Origin of the sequence: Bradyrhizobium sp. USDA 327 (genome assembly GCF_041262065.1) — a bacterium.
Taxonomy (GTDB): Bacteria; Pseudomonadota; Alphaproteobacteria; order Rhizobiales; family Xanthobacteraceae; genus Bradyrhizobium; species Bradyrhizobium liaoningense.
Genome location: NZ_JBGCCW010000001.1, coordinates 3,057,728 through 3,076,594, shown reverse-complemented (window position 1 = coordinate 3,076,594; position 18,867 = coordinate 3,057,728). Strand labels below are relative to the sequence as shown.

Here is an 18,867-nt window from a genome sequence, read left to right as displayed (position 1 = left end):
CATCATGCTCGATCCCGCCAAAGCCCGATCGCCCGCCCATGCCGCCACGGCGCATCCGCTCGATCCTCTGACGACTGAGGAGATCACGGCGGCTTGCACTCTGGTGCGTGCCTCCGCAACCTCTCCGGAGAACTGCCGCTTCCCGACGGTACGGCTGGAAGAGCCGACCAAGCAGGAGCTGGCCGCGGGCGGAGCAGGGCGCCGTGCCTTCGTGCTGACACTTGACATCACCACCGGCGAGGCCATCGAGCACATCGTCGATCTCGGCCGCGGGGAGATCGTCGATCGTAAGCTCCTCCCCAACCGCGACGTGCCCTACGGGCAGCCGCCGGTGATGCTGGAAGAGTTCTTCAAGTGCGAGGCCGTGGTGAAGGCCGATCCCGGCTGGCGCGCGGCGATGCATCGGCGCGGGCTTACCGACAAGGACATCGAGCTGGTGCAGGTCGATCCGTTCTCCTCGGGCTTCTTCGACATGGAATTCGAGCGCGGCGCGCGCATCGTACGCGCCGTCAGCTTTTTCCGCGAGCATCTACAGGACAACGGTTATGCGCACCCGATCGAGGGCGTCGTCGCCGTGGTCGATCTGATCGGCGGCAAGGTCATCGATCTCACGGATGCAGATCCGATCGTACCGATCCCGCGCAAGAAGCGAAATTACGGCGCTCACGAGGTCACCAACCCGCGCACCGACATCAAGCCGCTGCATATCGAGCAGCCGGAGGGCGCGAGCTTCAAGGTCGATGGCTGGAAGGTCGACTGGCAGAAATGGAGCTTTCGCGTCGGCTTTACACCGCGCGAGGGCCTGGTGCTGCACCAACTCTCCTACCAGGACGGCGCGCGCAAACGGTCGCTGATCCACCGCGCCAGCGTCACTGAGATGGTCGTGCCCTACGCCGATCCGACCGAGAACCATTTCTGGAAATCGGCGTTCGATGCCGGCGAATATGGCCTCGGCATGCTCGCCAACGCGCTCGAACTCGGCTGCGACTGCCTCGGCAACATCCATTATTTCGACGTGCCGGCGGCCGACAGCAAGGGCGAGCCCTTCGTCATGCAGAACGCCATCTGCATGCACGAAGAAGATTACGGAATTGCCTGGAAACACTACGAATTTCGCAACGGCCTGTTCGAGGTCCGCCGCTCGCGCCGCCTCGTGATCTCGTTCTTCGCGACGGTCGGCAATTACGACTACGGCTTCTATTGGTATCTCTACCAGGACGGCACGATCCAGCTCGAGACCAAGCTCACCGGCATCATCCAGACCGCTGCCGTGCCATCAGGCGAAACCTACAAATGGGGTGGCATGGTCGACGACAATCTGGGCGGACCGACGCACCAGCACTTCTTCAACGTGCGCCTGCACATGGATCTCGACGGCGGCGGCAACACCGTCACCGAGCACGAGTTCGTGCCGCGGCCATGGGGCCACGACAATCCCCATGGCAACGCCTTCACCACCACGACGCGCGTGCTGTCACGCGAGCGCGACGCGGCGGCGATCGCCAATGGCGAGACCGGCCGGTTCTGGAAGATCAGCAATCCGAACGAATCCAATTCGGTCGGCAACGCGCCGGCCTACAAGCTCGTGGTCAATCCGAGCCCGCTGATGCTGGCGCAGGAGGGGAGCTATGTGCGCAAGCGCGGCGGCTTTGCCACCAAGCATGTCTGGGTGACTGCGTTCGATGCCGACGAGAAATACGCCAGCGGCGACTATCCCAACGTCCATGCCGGCGGCGACGGCCTGCCGCGCTACGCCGCGCAAAACCGCAACATCGAGAATGCCGACATCGTGGTCTGGCACTCCTTCGGCCACACCCATGTCTGCAAACCCGAGGACTTTCCGATCATGCCGGTCGAATATGCCGGCTTCATGCTCAAGCCGACCGGATTCTTTGCGGCGAATGCGGCTGGCGACATCCCGCCGGACCGCAACAGCCGCAGCGTGCTGGCTGGCGGGAAGAGCACCGCCGCAACCTGTTGTCATGCGGACCCGGGGTAACATTCGGCGGCTTATGCCTTCGGCTTCGGCTCGCGGCGCTGATCGCGCGATGCAGCCATCGCATGCGGTCGCATTCCGAACCGACCGCCGAGTTTCGGTCTAGAAATATTCCAATTCTAAAGAAGCGACGTTGGGCGCATTGGTCGCAGAGTCTATTCCCCCGTCTCGATAAATTCTAACACCGCATCTCTCGCACTCCGGACCTGCCTGCGTTAGGGCGGGACATCAAAAATGATACCGGCGAAGCCGGCGGTGCGTGGGGCCTCGAAAGACGTGACTGACTTCCAACTCTCTTCGCGTGACGACACACGTCGTCGGCAGATTCAGGTATTTTTCCTCGGGGCGGTCAGCACATTGTCCCTCGTCGTTCCCTTCGGTTCCGTGGAGGCGCAAACGCAAATTCCCGCAGTCACCGTGGAAGCGCCGGCAGAGCGCGCCCGTTCGGCGGCAATTGCTTCGTCGCGAAGGGCGGCGGCAACTCGCACCGCACGCGCCAATCGTCGCCCTCCGGCGCACCAGGCCACCCTGACTCAGTCGGCATCATCGAACGGCGCCACGGGCGAACGCGCCAATGGTCCGGTGCGCGGGTTCGTCGCGACAAGGAGCGGCACCGCTACCAAGACCGATACGCCCTTGATCGAGACGCCACAGTCGGTGTCCGTCATCACCACCGATCAGATCAGGAACCAGGGCGCGGTCTCGATCGGCGAGGCCCTGCGCTACACCGCCGGCGTGAGTGGCGACGTCAATGGCGGCTCGGACACCCGCTTCGGCGGACTCCAGATCCGCGGCTTCGACATGACCATGCCGGGCCTCTACATCGACGGCTTGCGGATTCCGTCCAGCAACTACGTGCATTTCAACGGCCTCGATCCCTATGGCGCCGAGCGCATCGAGGTGCTCAAGGGCCCGTCCTCCGCGATGTACGGCGGCAGCGGCACCGGCGGCATCCTCAACTACGTGACCAAGCTGCCGACCGCGCAGCAGTTCGGCGAGGTCTCGATCTCCGGCGGCAGCTTCAACCGCTATCAGGGCCAGTTCGACATGGGCGGCCCCGCCAACAAGGAAGGGACCGTGCTGTGGCGTCTCACCGGCGTGGTTCGCGACGGCGAGACGCAGGTCGACTTCAGCAAGGACAATCGCGTCTTCATCGCGCCCGCCGTCACCTTCAAGCCGAACGAGGACACCACCATCACCTTGCTCGCCAACTACCAGCGCGATCGGGCAGGGTGGGGCCTCCAGTTCCTGCCGGCCGCGGGTACGGTGTGGCCGAACAACGGCCGCACCATTCCGGTCTCGTTCTTCGCGGGCGTGCCGAGCTTCGATGCCTTCAACACCGAGATTGCGACCGTCGGCTACCAGCTGGCGCACAACTTCACCGACAACATCACGTTCCGCCAGAACCTGCGATACGCCTATCAGCACAACGAGGAGAAGGTGTTTTACGGCGGCGGCTATACCAACGAGGCCGCGGGACAGCTCGCACGTTATGGCAGCTACAGCAACTCCTACATCAACTCCTTCGCGGTGGACAATCAGCTCCAGGGCAAGTTCACCACGGGCTTCCTCAGTCACACCGCGCTGGTCGGGATCGACTACCGCAACACCACGTTCCGCGATACCGCGTATAGCGTCACGACGTCGGCCCCCGAGATCAACGTCTTCAATCCGGTCTACAGCTACGACTGGACCATCGGCGCCATGAGCGACAATACCGGCGTCAAGCAGTCGCAGGTCGGCCTTTACGCGCAGGACCAGATCAAGCTCGGCCGGCTCTCGTTCCAGTTCGGCGGCCGCCAGGATTTCGTGACGACGCAGGTCGATAATGGTCTCGCCAACACCTCGGTCTCGAAGGACGCGTCGGCCTTCACCGGCCGGGCCGCCGTGATGTACAATTTCGACAACGGCATCGCGCCATATTTCAGCTATTCGGAATCCTTCCTGCCGGTGCTCGCGACGGCTTCCGGTCAGTTGCTCAATCCAGAGACCGGAGTCCAGTACGAAGTCGGCATCAAGTACCAACCGATCGGATGGAATGCCCTGTTCACCTTCGCCGCCTTCGACCTGACGCGCGACAACGTCGTCACCTACGCGCCTCCGAGCTATCTCGCGGAACAGACCGGTCAGGTGAAATCGCGCGGCATCGAGCTCGAAGGTACGATGTCGCTCGCCGACGGCTGGAACCTGCGCGCGGCCTATGCCTATGTCGATGCCGTGGTCACGCAGGATCCGGTCAATGTCGGCAAGGCCCCGGTTACCGTGCCGCTCAACCGCGCCTCGCTGTGGAGCGACTATACGCTCCAGAACGGCCCACTGGCGGGCTTGCAGTTCGGCGGCGGCATCCGCTATGTCGGCGCAACCTGGGGCGACGACGCCAACACGTTCAAGGTGGGAGCCTCGACCGTGCTGGATGCGTTGCTCGCTTACACCAAGGACAATTGGCGCCTGTCGCTGAACGTCACCAATCTCGCCGACACCCGCTATGTCGCCGCATGCTACGGCCTGTCGGGCTGCTTCTATGCGGAAAGGCGGAAAGCCATCGCCAGGCTGACCTACCGCTGGTGAGCACGAGGCGAGAGCGGTCCGGCGTTGCAGGCCGGACCTGTTCCTTTCACCGATCAGAACGGGTAGTGCCGGGGCCCGGTCTGCACGGTGATCCAGCGCAGCTCGGTGAATTCGTCGATTGCGGCCTTGCCGCCGAAGCGGCCGTAGCCTGACGCCTTGGTGCCGCCGAACGGCATCTGAGGCTCGTCATGCACGGTCGGGGCGTTGACGTGGCAGATGCCTGCCTCGATCCGCCTGGCCACGCCGAGCGCACGGGCGATGTCGCGGCCGAACACGGCGGAGGAGAGGCCGTATTCGGTGTCATTGGCCACGCGCACGGCCTCGTCTATTCCGCTCACGCGCACAACGGTCACGACCGGACCAAAGCTCTCCTCACCATAGATCCGCATCGCCGGCGTGACATGATCAACGATGGTGGCGGGCATGATGGTGCCGCTGCCGTGACCGCCGGCAGCGAGGACGGCGCCCTTGGCGACGGCATCGTCGATCAGGCCCCGGACGCGCTCGCAGGCCGCGTCACTGACCAGCGAGCCGAGCACCACATTCCCCTTGCGGGGATCGCCGAAGGGAAGGCTCCTGGCCTTGGCGGCGAACTTGGCGATGAAGGCATCCGCAACCTTGTCGTCGACGACGATCCGCTCGGTCGACATGCAGATCTGCCCCTGGTTCATGAAGGCGCCGAACGCTGCCGCATTCACGGCGGCGTCGAGGTCGGCATCGTCGAGGATCACGAGCGGGGCCTTGCCGCCAAGCTCCAGCAGCGCGCGCTTCAGATGCTTTGCACATGCCAGTGCGATGAGGCGGCCGACGCGGGTCGAGCCGGTGAAGTTGACGCGACGGATCGCAGGATGGGCGATCAGAGCTTCGACCACCGCCTGCGCATCCTCGGGCGCGTTGGTCACGACATTGACGACGCCGTCACCGAGGCCGGCCTCCGCCAGGCAGCTTCCGATCAGCCGGTGCACGCCGGGGCTCATCTCGGATGCCTTCAGCACCACGGTGTTGCCGCAGGCGAGCGGCATCGCGACCGAGCGCACGCCGAGGATCACGGGGGCGTTCCACGGCGCGATGCCGAGCACGACGCCGACCGGCTGGCGAAACGCCATGGCGAGGTTGTCGGGCTTGTCGGTCGGAATGACTTCGCCGGATATCTGCGTCGTCATGGCCGCGGCTTCGCGCAGCATGCCTTCGGCGAGATGCACGTTGAAGCCGGCCCAGCCCGCGGTGGCGCCCGTTTCGGCGACCATCAGCGCGGTGAACTCCGCCGCCCGGCGCGCGAGGATGTCGGCGGCCGCATTGAGCCGTTTGCGGCGCTCGGACGGACCAAGCTGCGACCAGGCCGGGAAGGCGGCGGCCGCAGCGTCCGCGGCTCGCATCGCGTCGTTGATCGAGGCCGCCGCCACGATGGTCGCGACGTCTCCGGAGATCGGGTTGTGGCGCTGGAAGGTGCGCTGGTTGCTGGCCGACTGGTCCTTGCCGCCGATGAGAAGGTCGATCGCGTTCATGAAGCACTCCAAAGGTTGCAGGCGGATTGAGTGATTATGGTGGGGACGGGGCCGCGCGCGCCTTGCCGAGATAGGCGCGCTGGACCTTCGGATCGTTCTTCATCGCACTGGCCGGTCCGCTGCCGGCGTTGCGGCCGGACTCGATCAGGTAGACACGGTCGGCGATGTCGAGGCTGGCCCGCGCATTCTGCTCGACCAGCAGCACGCTGAGGCCGCTGCTGCGGATCTCCGCCAGCGCGCGGAAGACCTCGCGGCTGAGGAGGGGCGACAGGCCGAGCGAGGGCTCATCGAGCAGGAGCAGCAGCGGGTTCGACATCAGCGCCCGGCCGATCGCCACCATCTGCTGCTCGCCGCCGCTCATGGTGCGAACGGCCTGGGCCATACGCTCGGCAAGCCGCGGGAACAGCCGGAGGATCCTTCCGAGCCGGTCCGCCTCGCCTGCGCGGGCACGGGCGGGGTAGGCACCGAGCTGCAGATTCTCGGCAACCGTCAGATCGCCGAACACGCCGCGGCCTTCGGGCACCAGCGCGATGCCGCGCTCCACGATCAGATGGGCGGGCAGCTCGCCAATGTGATGTCCCGCGAACCGGATCGTTGCGCCCGGCGCCGGTTTGACCAGCCCCGCGATGCTCTTGAGCAAGGTGGACTTGCCGGCGCCGTTGGCGCCGAGGATGGCGACGATCTCGCCTTGCTCGATACCGAGCGCAATGTCGGCGAGGGCCTGGTGCTTCCCATAGAAGTGGGAGAGGGCGGCGACCTCAAGCATCGTCGCCTCCGAGATAGGCTGCAACGACTTTCGGATCGGACAACACGGCCTCCGGCGCGCCGCGCGCGATCACGCTGCCGGCGTTCATGACGATGCAATGGCTGCACAGCGCTCGGATCGCATCCATCACATGCTCGACCATGATGATGGTGAGGCCGCGGTCGCGCAATTTCGCGATCAGCGCGATGCCGGTCTCGAGTTCGCTCGGATTGAGGCCCGCCAGCCATTCGTCGAGCAGCACGAGGCGCGGCTGCAGCGCCAGCGCGCGGGCGAGCTCGAGGCGTTTCTGGTCGATATAGGTCAGCTCGCTCGCGGGCGCTTCCTGCATCTTGCCGAGCCCGACCAGGTCCAGCAGCTCGCTCGCCGTTGCGCCCGAGCCGTTGGACGTCGAGAACAGCCGCGCCGCTGCAACGTTTTCGGCCACCGTCAGGTCCGGCATCACGCGCACCAGCTGGAACGTGCGCGCCAGGCCGAGGCGCGCGATCTGGTGCGCGCGCAGGCCGTTGAGGACGATGCCACCCAGCCGGATCGTGCCCGAGGAGGGCCGCAACGCCCCGGACAGCGTATTCAGCAGCGTCGTCTTGCCGGATCCGTTCGGGCCGATGATGCCGATGATCTCGCCCGGCGCGGCCGTGAAGCTGACACCGTCGACGGCGCGCAATCCGCTGAACGATTTGCTGACGCCGTCGACCGCGAGCAGCGGTGCATCGCTGGTGCGGGGGGGCGCGGCGGCGGGACCGCCGGCCGGAACGCGCCAGCGGCGGCCCGCCCCGAACAAGCCGATCACGCCATTCGGCAACACCATCACGATGAGCACGAAGATGACGCCGAGCACGATGCTGAAATGGTTGGGCAGCGTCGCGGTCAGCACCTCGAACAGCAGGACGAGGGGAATGACGCCCAGCACGGGCCCGAACAACGAGCCCGCGCCGCCCAGCAAGGCCATGATCACGACCTGGAACGAGATGGTCGGATTGAATGCAATGGCCGGATCGATATAGGTCCAGCGTGGCGCCATGACCGCGCCGGTCACCGCCATGAAGGTCGCGCTCAGAATGAAGACGCCGAGCTTGACCCGCGTGGCGTCGATGCCGGAATGGCTCGCCGCGGTTTCGTCGGCGCCGATGGCACGCAGGGCCAGCCCGTAGCGCGAGCGTCCGAGCATCCAGCCCACCAGGAAGACAATCGCGGTCAAGCCCAGGAGCTGCCAGTAGAGAACGTCCTGCGTCACCGCGCTGAAGAGATAGCGGCCGACCGATTTGTGGATGTTGACCTCGTACCAGATCACGAGCTGCCGGATCAGCTCGGCCAGGCCGAAGGAGAAGATCACGAAATAGATACCGGACAGCCGCAGCGTCGAAAGCCCGGTGACAGCGGCGGTAAGTGCGCCCACGCCGGCTGCGGCCAGCAGCACGGCCGGCCAGGGCATGGTCTCGCCGAGCACCGCAGCCGTGTAAGCGCCGAGCCCGAAGAACGCGACCGTGGCAAGCGAGATGTAGCGCGTCGGGCCCGAAAACATCGCCCACGCGGTCGCCAGGATCGTGAAATAGAGCACGCTGATGCCGAGCGCGAGATAATAGCCGTTGGCATAGAGCGGATAGGTGACGAGGCCGGCGGCGAGGGCGAGGCCGGCGCACCACAGCAAGATCCGGACGGCCCCCGTCATGACGCGGCCCTGCCGAACAGGCCGGTCGGCTTGATCACGAGGACGCCGAGAAACAGCGTGTAGGTCGCGGCCAGCGTCAGGCCGGGATCGACCAGCCGCGCCACCGCGGTTTCGACCACACCAAGCAGCAACCCGGCGACCAGCGCGCCGATGACGTTGCCGACACCGCCCATGATGACGACGACCAGTGCCTTCATCGTGAAGACCACGCCCATCGCGGCATTGAAGGTGAGGAACATGCTGATCAGAACGCCGCCGACGGCGACGAGGCCGCCGCCAAAGGCAAACGCCAGCCCCGACAGGGCCGCAACGTCGATGCCGACGAGACGCGCGGCGTTGGCATCGACGGCGATGGCGCGTACCGCAGTGCCGATCCGGGTGCGGGTGAGGGCGAGGTACACGGCGCCGCCGACCAGGGCCGCGAACAGCAGCGCGACGAGCCGATTGACGGCAAGCGTCGAGCCCATGATCGTCAGCGGAATGGAGAGATAGCTATAGCTGTAATACTGGCCGCCGAAGGCGACCAGCATGGCGCCCTGGATCACGAACAGCACGCCGAAGGTGACGAGGATGCTGTCGATCTCCTGCGCGCCCCGGTCCTTGCCGCGACGCATCAGCCGTTCCAGCAGGAAGCGATACAGCAGCCAGTTCAGCACCATCGCGACCGGGACCGCCAGCAGTAGCGCCGCAAGCGGGCTCAGCCCAAGGCCGCCGTAGAGCGAGAACGCGCCGAAGGCGGCCGCGACCAGCGACTCTCCATAGGAGAGGTTCATGATCCGCGCCACGCCATATTGCAGCGTCAGCCCGAGCGCGATCAGCGCGTACATGCCGCCGAGCACGAGGCCCGGCAGGATGATGTCCACAAGCAGCATGAAACGGCGTCCCCTTGAGCGGACGGCACGCAGGCCTTGCCTGCAGCCAGCCTTACTGCCACTGCGGCTTGGGCACGACCGCGGCACGTGCGCCCGGCAGCGAGGTCGGCGCGAGGGCGTAGAACTCGCCGTTCTGCCACTGTCCGACGCTCCAGACCTCCTGAAGCAGCCCGCCCTTCAGCTTGACCTTGCCGATGATGGTCTCGAACGTGCCGGCGCGGATTTCCGCCGCGATGGCGGTGCGATCGAGCTTGCCGACCTTTTCGATCGCCTGCTGGAGCACCTGCAAGCTCGCATAGGTGATCGAGCTCGCCCAGCGATCCGGCTCCTTGCCGGTGGCGGCCTTGTGGCGCGCGAGATACTCTTTCAGCTGCGGAGACTCGGCATTCCAACCGCCGATGCCCATCACGCCGTCGCTGTTGGCGGCAAACTTGCCCTTGTAGAGCGGGAACGCGGTGCCGACGCCGACATAGAAGACCTTCGGGTTGAACTTCAACAGTTGCGCCTGCTCGGTGAGCGCGATCGTATCCGGCGGATAGCTGAAGGCGATGAACGCATCCGGGTTTGACGCGATCGCATCCTTCAACAGAGGCTGGAGATCCTGCGTCCCCATCGGATAGGTCTTGTCATAGCCGAGCGTGAAGCCGTGCTTCTTGAAGGCCTCGCGGCCCGCAGCGGACAGCTCGATGCCGAACTGGTCGGCGATGCTGACCATCGCGATCTTCGCCCCTATCTTGCCTTCCCTCTTCAGCTTGCCGAGGAGGTCGGCAAGCCCCTCGGATATCTGCGCCGACGTCCCGAGCCAGAACGTCGCGTTCGACCAGCGCTTGGCAAGTTCCGGCGCCTTGTCGGTCACCGACGTGACCGCGAGGTGAGGGTAGCCCAGGCGGTTCAGCGTCGGGCCGACCGCGAGGTTGAGGCCCGTCCCCCAGGGCGAAAGAATGAAATCGACCTTGTCCTGGTTGGCGAGGCGCTCGATCGCCTTGACGGCTTCTTCCGAGCTACTGCGGTCGTCATATTCGACCACCTCGATCGGCAGCTTCTTGTCGCCGAGCTTGATGCCGCCGGCGGCATTGACGTCCTTCACCCACAGCTCATAGTTGGGCAGGGTGGTGATGCCGGCGCCGCCGGCATAAGGCCCGGTCTTGGAAATCGCGTAGCCGATCCGGATCTTCTCCTGCGCATCGGCCGTGGACGGAAAGGTCCAAAGCGTGCCGGCCAGAGCCGCAAGGCCAGCGCCGCGCAGCAACGTTCGACGGTTCGCTGAAAACATATCGTGTCTCCCTCCTGTTGCACTCAAGCGATTGTTGGCATCGAGTGGTTGGTCGTTTCCTCTTGGTCCCTTTCTTTCGGAGCGGCATCATTGAGCCGGCCGCCACCGGGACTTGACCTAGCAAGCATCGCAAGCTTTGCTCGCACAATGGACAAATCCGGCGAAAGGTTGGACATTTCTGGTCTTGATGGCCGAGTGCGTCGAGGCGTCGCGGGCCCGGATCCGGCACCGGCAACCGTCCCGAGTGGGGCCGTCCCTGTTGGCGCCGAGCTGATCGGAGCGCATTACGTCGCGCGGCGATGGTCGCTGACCTCGAAAGCGGCCCGTCCGTTCATTCATCTGCTCTGCCTTCCCGGCGGCGGAACCGCCGAGATCGGTCAGGCCGGCAAGATGATTCAGTCGGTCGGACCCGCGATGGTCTGGCTACCGGCAGGATCGGCCGACTATCTGGAGGTGCCGGCCGGCACGACCGCGCAGCTGCTGCAATTGCGTGCCGGCACATGGCATCGCTATCTCCCGCCATCGGCGGAGGCGGCCTATCTGGCGCTCGAAGGCGCGGGCGGCATCCTGGCGTTGCAGGTCGAGGCCGATCTCGCGGCCACGATGGCGCGTTCCATCGCGGCGATCGCCGCCGAGATCGCCTCGCCCGCGCGCAGTGGCGCAGCGTCGATCATGTCGGCGGAGCTGACGCTGTGCGCGCTGCGCTTTTGGCGCCTGTTCGCCGGCGACGGCAACCGCAACGAGGAGAGCAGCAGCACCGAGATCCTGAGCCGGTTCCGCAGGCTGCTCGAGGAGCGCTATCAGCAGCACCTGCGCGTCAGCGATTACGCCAGGCTGCTCGGCACGACGCCCGATCGGCTGCACGCGCTGTGCAGCCGCGAGCTGAAGCGATCGCCGAGCGAGCTGATCCAGCAGCGCCTCGTCAGGGAAGCGGCTGCGCGGCTGGAGACTGGAACCATCGCCGTCAAGCAGATCGCATTCGCGCTCGGCTTCACGGACACCGCCTATTTCAGCCGCTTCTTCCGCAAGCACACCGGCGAGGCACCGGGGGTATGGCGCCGGCGCGTTGCGGCACGTGTGAGAGCGGGGCGATCGAGGCCGACGCTGAATTTTGCCGATTGGCCGTGACGCACTTGGCTGCGCGGACAGCCGATCCCGCATGGACGCCTTGTCGCGCAGCTCATGCGCCAGTCTCGATAAATTCTAATGTCGGGCCTCTCGCACTGAAATGGTCCCTGCGTTAGGCCGAGGGCCCACCGGCGGACCTGCCGGCGATGAGTCCAATCGAAAGCGGTCCGGCAAATGGGGGGCCGGGCCCACCGTGAATGAGATCTGAGCGATGAGAGCGATATTCGGCAAACTGCATCGCTGGGCAGGACTGCTGACGGCCGCCTTCCTGTTCTTCTCGGGCATCACCGGCGCGATCATCTCCTGGGATCACGAGCTCGACGACGTTCTCAACGGCCATCTGTTCGACGTCGCGACCAAGGGCCCGGCCATTCCATCGATCGAGCTTGCCAAGATGATCGAGCAGCGCGATCCCCGTGCGCGCGTCGTCTACCTCTTCATGACGCCGGAAGAGGGCCACTCGCTGTGGTTCTTCGTCATGCCGCGTATCGACCCCGCGACCGGAAAGCGTTACCCGCTCGACTACAACCAGGTCTTCCTCGATCCCAACACCGGTGCCGAGCTTGGCCGCCGCTATTGGGGCGCGGTCTGGCCGGTGACGCGGGAGAACTTCGTCTCGTTCCTCTACAAGCTCCACTACACGATGCACATCCCGGAATTCTGGGGCAGCGACCGCTGGGGCATGCGCGTGCTCGGCGTGATCGCCATCATCTGGACCATCGATTGCTTCGTCGGCTTCTATCTGACGCTGCCCTCGCGGCGGCGTGCCAAGGCGGCGCGGGCGCCTGAAGTCACGCGCCAGCTCGAGCGCGGCTTCTGGGCGCGCTGGGCGCCGGCCTGGACCATCAAGACCTCGGGCAGCGGCTATCGGATCAATTTCGACATCCACCGGGCCTTCAGCCTCTGGACCTGGGGTGTGCTGTTCATCATCGCCTTCACCGCATTCTCGCTGAACCTCTATTTCGAGGTGTTCTCGCCGCTGATGAAGATGGTGTCGAACTACACGCCGACGCCCTACGAGCAGCGGCCCTATCGCGGTCTCGACGATCCGATCGAGCCCAAGGTGACGTTCGCCGACATCGCCGCACGCGCGGCGGCCGACGGCAAGGCGCGCGGATGGACGACCCCGGTCGGCTCGATCAATTACGGCCCGGCCCATGGCGTCTATGCCGCCGCCTTCTTCCACCCCGGCGACGACCACGGCGCAGGCGGCGTCGGCCCGGCGCAGCTCTACTACGACAGCGAGGACGGCCGCCCAATCGGCGAGCGACTGCCCTGGGTCGGCACCGCCGCCGACATCTTCGTGCAGGCGCAGTTCCCACTGCATTCGGGCCGGATCGTCGGGCTGTTCGGCCGCATCCTGATCTCGGTCATGGGATTGGTGGTGGCGGCGCTCTCTGTGACTGGCGTCGTGATCTGGTGGCGCAAGCGCCGCGCCCGCGTCCGCGTGCGCGAGACCGCCGCTATGCGCCTGAACCGGCAGCAACTCACGCCGGCGGAGTAGGGCTCCCGCACTCCGTCGACGGATGAACCTTCCCGCCCGGCGACGGCACAAAGACTGGAGACCGCTCCCAGTCTTCCGGACATCGCAATGAGATCGCTCGCCTTGCTCTGCCTGCTTCTCCTGGCTGCGCCGGTCCATGCAGCCGCGCCCGAGCAGCACTATCTCGACCTGCGCGATCGCTACATCGCAAAATTCTCGACAGCCAAGGAGAACGACGAGATCTACAAGCAGCACGATGCCGCGCTCAACGAGCTGACCGGCGTGCTGCGCGGCCTGGTGGGACCTGTGGCAATCAAGGGGCTGCCGGCCGAGGGCAAGTCGAACGTCGACACGCTGTTCAGGAACGATGTCGGCTTCGGCCATCTCGACGGGCTCGGCTTCGCTTCCGAGGGCGACAAGATGCGGGCCGTGGTGACCACGACCGGGCTGCTCAAGCACTGGCTGCGCGAGCACCGCGAGGACGGCATGCCGCAGGAGAGAGATGCCGCGTTCAAGTCGGACCGCTTCTACTATTACGCCATCCAGGACGCGGCCTTCGCCAAATATGCCGAGCTGCCGGTCACCAAGCCCGCATCCGCCACCACCGCGGTCGCCGTGCTGGGTGTGCGCGGCAATGGCGGCCTCAAGGGATCACCGCATGAAATCGACGTCATCGCCATAAAGGATGCCAAGGTCTTCTTCATCGCCACATCGGACGCCGTGAAGACGGCCGAAATCCCGGCCTGCGAAAAGGTCTGGAAGCAGATGATGGCCAGGAAGACCCCGCAGGACGCCATGGCCCGTGAAGACCAGGCGATGGACGCCTACACCAAGTGCTTTGCCAAGGAAGCGCCAAGCCAGAGCTGGTTCGCAGCCGCCGTCAAGAAGGCGCAGAGCCAGCTGGATTTGCTGCCGTTGCGCTAAATTGGAGCGCGGAAGGAGCAGACGAGGCGGCCAACTCGACCGACTTGCCGGCGGCGTCGATCAGATGCACGCTGTCGATGTCGACACGCGGCAACAACGATCGAATCCTGTCTTCCGGCATGAAGCTGAACGCCGTGGACAATGCGTCTGCGGCGGTTGCGCTGCGGGATACCGTCGTCACGCTGCGATAGCGCAGAGCGCAGCCGCCCGTTTGGGGATCGAACAGGTGGTTGAAGCATGCCTTGGAATCGAACCGGAAGCCGTAGCCACCCGAGGTGGACACGGCACGATCGACGATGGGCAGCACCGTTTTGGTGTGGTCCGCGATGTCTGGATTGGCGATGCCGATGTCCCAGGGACGTCCGTCCGGACGCGGGCCGATCGCGCGGGCCTCGCCCATGTCGACGAGGCTATGAGAGATGCCTTGCGCCCGCAGCAGGTCGACCACCTTGTCCGTGACGTAACCTTGCGCGATCCCGTTCAGGGTGACGGCCATGCCCCGAGGCATCACGATCCGGTCGCGGGATATCGACAGCCGGCCGCTGCCGATGCGCGTGAGCGCCGCTTCGATTTCGGCTGCCGCAGGACCAGCTGGATTTGCATCATTTTGCGCGAAGTGGCGGGCGTAGAGATCCCAAAGCGGCTGCACCGTGACATCGAACAGACCGCCTGTCAGCCTGGAATAGTGCTGCGAGGTCGAAAGCAGATCGACCATTTCGGCGGGGGGATCGATCAGGATGCCCTTCCGGTTCAGCTCCACCAGGGTGGAATCGTCCAGGTAAAGGCTGAACAGCCGCTCGAGCCGTCGCGCCTCGGCGCATGCCAGCGATATCAGCCGTTCGGCCCGGCGGCGATCTTCGTCGTGGATCTCCAACGTCGCGACCGCGCCCAGCATCGTGCCCCGCCACGTCACCGGGGCGACCTCGGCACGAACGGGATGTCCGACGAACAGCGAGCCGAGCCCCGCCGCCGCGGCGCTGATCCGGATGAACCGTCGGCGGGTCAGCGCTTGCGTCATGGCGTCCTCCTCGATCGGTCACCCGGCGAGCCTTCGGTCGCTTCGACGGACGCAGCGTCGCCAGCGGCATTCGCCGACGACAGGACATAGTCGCGGGGCACCTCGTCGAAGCCGACGATTCTGCCGCCGTTTTCACCTGCGAACTTCTCCGCGGCCGCCCGGTCCGAGAACGGGACCGCCTCGTCCCCGCCCATGCCGCTCTTGACCCGGCTCCCGATGACGAACAACGCCTTGCGCGCCTCGACCCAGTTGTCGGCGCCGGGCTGGTCCCAGTTCGGTGCCTTGCCCATATCGGACACGTAGATCGCCTGAATGTCTTTGGGCTCGTCTGGCAGAATGGTGAAGGCGAGGGTGTCGCGTACGGACGAGAACCAGACGGGCTGAATGAGGCTCGCGGCGAAAATCTGCCCCTTGGGTCCTGGGTGCTCGAGCACGTTCATGCCGCAGTAATGGCCGATGTCCTCTGCCGTCATCCGATGCGGCAGCGGGATCTTCGCCGCCTGCTTCTCGTTACAGCCCGCGAGCGCCAGCGGCAGCAGCAGGGCGCAAGCGATGGCCAGCCGCCTCATAGCTCCCTCCGCGAGAAGGCGAGTGCGGCCAGGCCCAGCGGCAGCAGCGTCCAGCCGAGCAGGGCCGTCAGAAGGACCGGTATCGTCAGGGAGGTGTTTTGAGCAAGGCCGGCCATGCCGGCGAAGGTGCTGACATTGGCGAACCCGGTCAGGTTGATCAGCCGGTAGGCGTCGGTCGGGTTAGACAGGAGCAGGGCGTTGAGCATGGTCGCCGAGATGCTGCGTCCCTGGTCGAGCGCAAGCACGCCCAGCAATGCCATGTCGTAGATCAGCACCAGCAGCAGCCATAATCCGATGCAGATGCCGGCCGCCGTTCCGCGGTCCCGCACGAGCGCGCTGACCAGATAGCCAATCGCGACGAACGTGGCGCCAAGCAGCACCGAGGAGCCTACCATCGCCGTGAACGCCAGGAGACTATCGCCGTCAATGTCGCTACCCGTCGCCGCCAGCGCCCCGACAGCCGCGCCATAGCCGAGGCAGGTCGCAAAGCCGAGGACGGCGAGGTGGCCCAGGAACTTGCCGAGCAGCACCTGCCAGCGTGCTACCGGATAACTCAATAGCAACAGCATCGTCCCCCGCTCCATCTCGCCGACGATGGCATCGTGGGAGATCAGGAGCGCAATGAGCGGAACGAGAAAGATCGTCAGGCTCGACAGGCTGACGATGACCACATCCAGCGTGCGAACGCCGACGTTGCCGGTCGGCGCGCTGCCGAGAAAGGTCAGCGACAGGGCGAGCCCTGCGAGCAGGAGCGTTGCGGCCAGCACCCAGCGATTGCGAATGGCCTGGTGGATCTCCTTGGCGGCGATGATCATGACGTTCATGGCGCCTGCTCCGATTGCCGAAGAAAGTGAGCGTAAAGCTCGTCGAGGGTCGGCGGGACCACGTCGACGTCCTCGACGGAATTGCCGGCGGCCGTCGCGCGATGCAGAAGCTCGATCTTGCGCTCCGGCGCGGCGTCGATCTCGACGATGTGGCCGTTCAAACGGCGGCAGGTCGCGTCCTTGGGCGCCCAGCCCGGCAACTCGCTCGGAGCGAGCCCTGCGACCCTAAGGCGGATCCTGGTGGGCAGCCGGGCAAGTCGACGCAGTTCGTCGATCGATCCGTCCGCGACCTTGATCCCGCGGTTCATGATGATGACCCGGCCGGCACGTTCCTCGAGCTCGGTCAGCGCATGCGACGACAGCAGTACGGTTGCACCAGCAGCGGCGAGGCGTACGATGATGTCGTAGAAGGTCTGCCGCAGCTCCGGATCGAGACCGGTGGTCGGCTCGTCCAGCAGCAGCACACGCGGCTCGCCGAGCAGCGCCTGCGCGAGCCCGAGGCGCTGCCGCATGCCCTTCGAATAGGTGTTGACCCTGCGGCGGCCGGCGGCGCCCAGGCCTACGGCGTCCAGCAGCTCCAGGGCCTCGGCGACCGGCTCCCGCTTCAGCCTGGCGTAGAAGGCCTGCGTCTCGCGGCCGGTCAGGGCAGGGTCGAAGGAGACGTTTTCCGGCAGGTAGCCGAGCTGCCGTCGGCCGGCAAATTCGCCGGCGGCCGGATTGTCTCCGAGAACCTCGATGGAGCCGCAGGTCGGCCGGATCAAGCCGAGCATGAGCTTCATCAGCGTGGTCTTGCCGGCGCCATTGTGGCCGATCAAGGCGACCAACTCGCCTTGGCCAAGCGTGAACGAGGCATCGCGCACGGCGTTGACCCGGCCATACGCCTTGGTGACGTTGCTGACGCGTACCGTGCCGATCATCGGGTTTCCTTCGCGCGGCGCGCTGGCGGCGACACCAGCGGATGGCTGTCGACCACGCCGCCCGGCAGCAGTGCCGGAAACTGTGCCTGCGCCCAGCGGATCACCTGGACGGCAGGGCTGTTGATCAGGACCTTTGCAGCGGGCGCCGTCCACAGCACGCGATCGATCAGGTCGTTCGGCCGGTACGCCGTGTCGGCGATTCCATCGCCGTTGAGGTCGAATGCCGGGTTGTCGCTCCAGTAGTTGCCGCGCCCCCCGATCGACCAGTCCAGATGCCGGGTGCCGACATATTTCACCTGATTGGCGTTGCTGACGAAAGCATTGCCCGTGATTTGGTTACCTTCGGAGCCGGCCGTGAAGTGCACGCCGATGGCGCAACGTTCGAACCAGTTGTTGCGGAATTTATTGTGATTGGTGTTGTAGATGAAGACGCATTTTTCCGGGCCAGTCCTGAGAGCGTTCTCCCGCCTCGCTTGCGGAAGCATGCCTCGCTCGTCGTCCGGACCATCGTCCGGTTTCTGCATCGTCGGGTTCAGCAGGCCGCCCGTGACCCGGTTGTCTTCGATCTCGGCGTAGTTCGCGTAGTTGAAGAGAAATCCATAGTCGCGATCGTGATCGGAGCTGTTGCCGCGGATCACCAGGCGGTTTGAATACATGATGGCGTAACCGACATGGTTGCCGATCGAGACGTTGCCGCTGACTTCGCTATCGTTGGTGTACATGTAGTGGACCGCGAAGCGAACCTGCTCGAAGCGGTTGTCGACGAATCGGTCCTTGCTGCTGGAGATCGAGAAGATGCCGTCGCGGCCATAGCGGAAGGTGTTGTTCGCGATGGTGACGTCGGGCGCATTCCACAGCGAGACGCCGTTGCCCGCCTCGCTGAGACGCCCGCCGCGCAGTCCCTCGATCTCGTTGCGGACGACCCGGGAGCCCCTCGCGCCATGCACATAGACGCCGAACAGGTTTCCGACCAGCCGGTTGTCCTCGATCGTTGCGCGCGCGGCTGTCTTCTGCAGGAAGATCCCGGAATTCATCGCCTGCAAATCGCGGCCGGACCCGCGAATGGTCACGCCGCGGACGGTGACGTCCGGCGCGCTGACGGTGACGACGTTGTCAGCGCCGTCGCCGTCCAGCACCGTACCTTCGGTCCCAACCAGCTGCAAAGGACGGTCGATCCGGATCGAGCCGTGATAGTCACCCGGTGCAAGTTTAACGACGTCGCCTGCGCGCGCGCCATCCAGCACCGCTTGCAGCGGCTGGCCGGGCGCAGCCGTCAGCGTCTCCGCCTCAGAGAAGCTAGACAATCCGGCAGCGACCAGCGCCGCCGGAAACATGGGTGACAAGAGACGCACGAGGTC

15 protein-coding genes are annotated in these 18,867 nt (G+C 65.4%); 5 read left to right on the top strand and 10 right to left on the bottom strand.

The features are described from left to right. Positions 1-4: 4 nt before the first annotated feature. Positions 5-1,999, top strand: coding sequence for a primary-amine oxidase (locus ABIA42_RS14080; protein ID WP_370112932.1), 1,995 nt, complete (start codon positions 5-7; stop codon positions 1,997-1,999). Positions 2,000-2,578: 579 nt separating this feature from the next. After that, positions 2,579-4,564, top strand: coding sequence for a TonB-dependent siderophore receptor (locus tag ABIA42_RS14075; protein ID WP_370112934.1), 1,986 nt, complete (start codon positions 2,579-2,581; stop codon positions 4,562-4,564). 53 nt (positions 4,565-4,617) lie between these two features. Here the strand turns inward: ABIA42_RS14075 and ABIA42_RS14070 are convergent, their stop codons facing one another. The 5 genes from ABIA42_RS14070 to ABIA42_RS14050 are packed head-to-tail and all read right to left on the bottom strand — an operon-like array spanning position 4,618 to position 10,646. Next, positions 4,618-6,069, bottom strand: a complete 1,452-nt coding sequence (locus tag ABIA42_RS14070) for an aldehyde dehydrogenase (protein ID WP_271528381.1) — start codon at positions 6,067-6,069, stop codon at positions 4,618-4,620. A 34-nt stretch (positions 6,070-6,103) separates the two neighbouring features. Beyond that, on the bottom strand, positions 6,104-6,835 hold the full coding sequence (locus tag ABIA42_RS14065) for an ABC transporter ATP-binding protein (RefSeq protein ID WP_271528380.1): 732 nt from the start codon (positions 6,833-6,835) through the stop codon (positions 6,104-6,106). Next, a complete protein-coding gene (locus ABIA42_RS14060; protein WP_271528379.1) occupies positions 6,828-8,501 on the bottom strand; it encodes an ATP-binding cassette domain-containing protein in 1,674 nt (557 codons plus the stop codon). The genes ABIA42_RS14065 and ABIA42_RS14060 overlap by 8 nt, the downstream gene beginning before the upstream one ends. Then, on the bottom strand, positions 8,498-9,373 hold the full coding sequence (locus ABIA42_RS14055) for a branched-chain amino acid ABC transporter permease (protein ID WP_271528378.1): 876 nt from the start codon (positions 9,371-9,373) through the stop codon (positions 8,498-8,500). Before ABIA42_RS14055 ends, ABIA42_RS14060 begins: the two co-directional genes overlap by 4 nt. Before the next feature lie 52 nt (positions 9,374-9,425). Continuing rightward, positions 9,426-10,646 (bottom strand): amino acid ABC transporter substrate-binding protein, encoded by a 1,221-nt coding sequence (locus ABIA42_RS14050; protein WP_370112938.1) that lies wholly within the window; start codon positions 10,644-10,646, stop codon positions 9,426-9,428. A 195-nt stretch (positions 10,647-10,841) separates the two neighbouring features. Between ABIA42_RS14050 and ABIA42_RS14045 the strand changes: the two genes are divergently transcribed. The 3 genes from ABIA42_RS14045 (at position 10,842) to ABIA42_RS14035 (ending at position 14,181) form a co-directional block, all read left to right on the top strand. Then, positions 10,842-11,774: a helix-turn-helix domain-containing protein gene (locus ABIA42_RS14045; protein ID WP_370112940.1), complete on the top strand. Its 933-nt coding sequence runs from the start codon at positions 10,842-10,844 to the stop codon at positions 11,772-11,774. 211 nt (positions 11,775-11,985) lie between these two features. Further along, positions 11,986-13,278: a siderophore utilization protein FsrB gene (fsrB, locus tag ABIA42_RS14040; RefSeq protein WP_271528375.1), complete on the top strand. Its 1,293-nt coding sequence runs from the start codon at positions 11,986-11,988 to the stop codon at positions 13,276-13,278. A gap of 87 nt (positions 13,279-13,365) precedes the next feature. Beyond that, positions 13,366-14,181 carry a hypothetical protein gene (locus ABIA42_RS14035; RefSeq protein ID WP_271528374.1) on the top strand — a complete coding sequence of 272 codons (816 nt, stop codon included), beginning with the start codon at positions 13,366-13,368 and terminating at the stop codon, positions 14,179-14,181. On the opposite strand, the gene ABIA42_RS14030 is transcribed toward ABIA42_RS14035, so the two are convergent. The 5 genes from ABIA42_RS14030 to ABIA42_RS14010 are packed head-to-tail and all read right to left on the bottom strand — an operon-like array spanning position 14,138 to position 18,861. Continuing rightward, positions 14,138-15,199, bottom strand: coding sequence for an FAD:protein FMN transferase (locus tag ABIA42_RS14030; protein WP_370112943.1), 1,062 nt, complete (start codon positions 15,197-15,199; stop codon positions 14,138-14,140). The two genes, ABIA42_RS14035 and ABIA42_RS14030, sit on opposite strands and share 44 nt — an antisense overlap. Next, complete coding sequence (locus tag ABIA42_RS14025; RefSeq protein WP_271528372.1) at positions 15,196-15,768, bottom strand: nitrous oxide reductase accessory protein NosL; 573 nt, start codon at positions 15,766-15,768, stop codon at positions 15,196-15,198. Before ABIA42_RS14025 ends, ABIA42_RS14030 begins: the two co-directional genes overlap by 4 nt. After that, entirely contained in the window at positions 15,765-16,592 is an 828-nt protein-coding gene (locus ABIA42_RS14020) for an ABC transporter permease (protein ID WP_271528371.1), read from the bottom strand. The genes ABIA42_RS14025 and ABIA42_RS14020 overlap by 4 nt, the downstream gene beginning before the upstream one ends. Continuing rightward, positions 16,589-17,509, bottom strand: a complete 921-nt coding sequence (locus ABIA42_RS14015; protein ID WP_370112946.1) for an ABC transporter ATP-binding protein — start codon at positions 17,507-17,509, stop codon at positions 16,589-16,591. Before ABIA42_RS14015 ends, ABIA42_RS14020 begins: the two co-directional genes overlap by 4 nt. Continuing rightward, positions 17,506-18,861 (bottom strand): nitrous oxide reductase family maturation protein NosD, encoded by a 1,356-nt coding sequence (locus ABIA42_RS14010; RefSeq protein WP_271528369.1) that lies wholly within the window; start codon positions 18,859-18,861, stop codon positions 17,506-17,508. Before ABIA42_RS14010 ends, ABIA42_RS14015 begins: the two co-directional genes overlap by 4 nt. Between the last annotated feature and the right edge of the window lie 6 nt (positions 18,862-18,867).

Excerpts from the sequence above, each read along its gene's own strand:
- ABIA42_RS14080 (WP_370112932.1), top strand. The coding sequence starts at position 5 with ATGCTCGATCCCGCCAAAGCCCGATCGCCCGCCCATGCCGCCACGGCG.
- fsrB (WP_271528375.1), top strand. The coding sequence starts at position 11,986 with ATGAGAGCGATATTCGGCAAACTGCATCGCTGGGCAGGACTGCTGACG.
- ABIA42_RS14035 (WP_271528374.1), top strand. The coding sequence starts at position 13,366 with ATGAGATCGCTCGCCTTGCTCTGCCTGCTTCTCCTGGCTGCGCCGGTC.
- ABIA42_RS14070 (WP_271528381.1), bottom strand. The coding sequence starts at position 6,069 with ATGAACGCGATCGACCTTCTCATCGGCGGCAAGGACCAGTCGGCCAGC.
- ABIA42_RS14050 (WP_370112938.1), bottom strand. The coding sequence starts at position 10,646 with ATGTTTTCAGCGAACCGTCGAACGTTGCTGCGCGGCGCTGGCCTTGCG.
- ABIA42_RS14025 (WP_271528372.1), bottom strand. The coding sequence starts at position 15,768 with ATGAGGCGGCTGGCCATCGCTTGCGCCCTGCTGCTGCCGCTGGCGCTC.
- ABIA42_RS14055 (WP_271528378.1), bottom strand. The coding sequence starts at position 9,373 with ATGCTGCTTGTGGACATCATCCTGCCGGGCCTCGTGCTCGGCGGCATG.
- ABIA42_RS14030 (WP_370112943.1), bottom strand. The coding sequence starts at position 15,199 with ATGACGCAAGCGCTGACCCGCCGACGGTTCATCCGGATCAGCGCCGCG.
- ABIA42_RS14020 (WP_271528371.1), bottom strand. The coding sequence starts at position 16,592 with ATGAACGTCATGATCATCGCCGCCAAGGAGATCCACCAGGCCATTCGC.
- ABIA42_RS14015 (WP_370112946.1), bottom strand. The coding sequence starts at position 17,509 with ATGATCGGCACGGTACGCGTCAGCAACGTCACCAAGGCGTATGGCCGG.
- ABIA42_RS14065 (WP_271528380.1), bottom strand. The coding sequence starts at position 6,835 with ATGCTTGAGGTCGCCGCCCTCTCCCACTTCTATGGGAAGCACCAGGCC.
- ABIA42_RS14060 (WP_271528379.1), bottom strand. The coding sequence starts at position 8,501 with ATGACGGGGGCCGTCCGGATCTTGCTGTGGTGCGCCGGCCTCGCCCTC.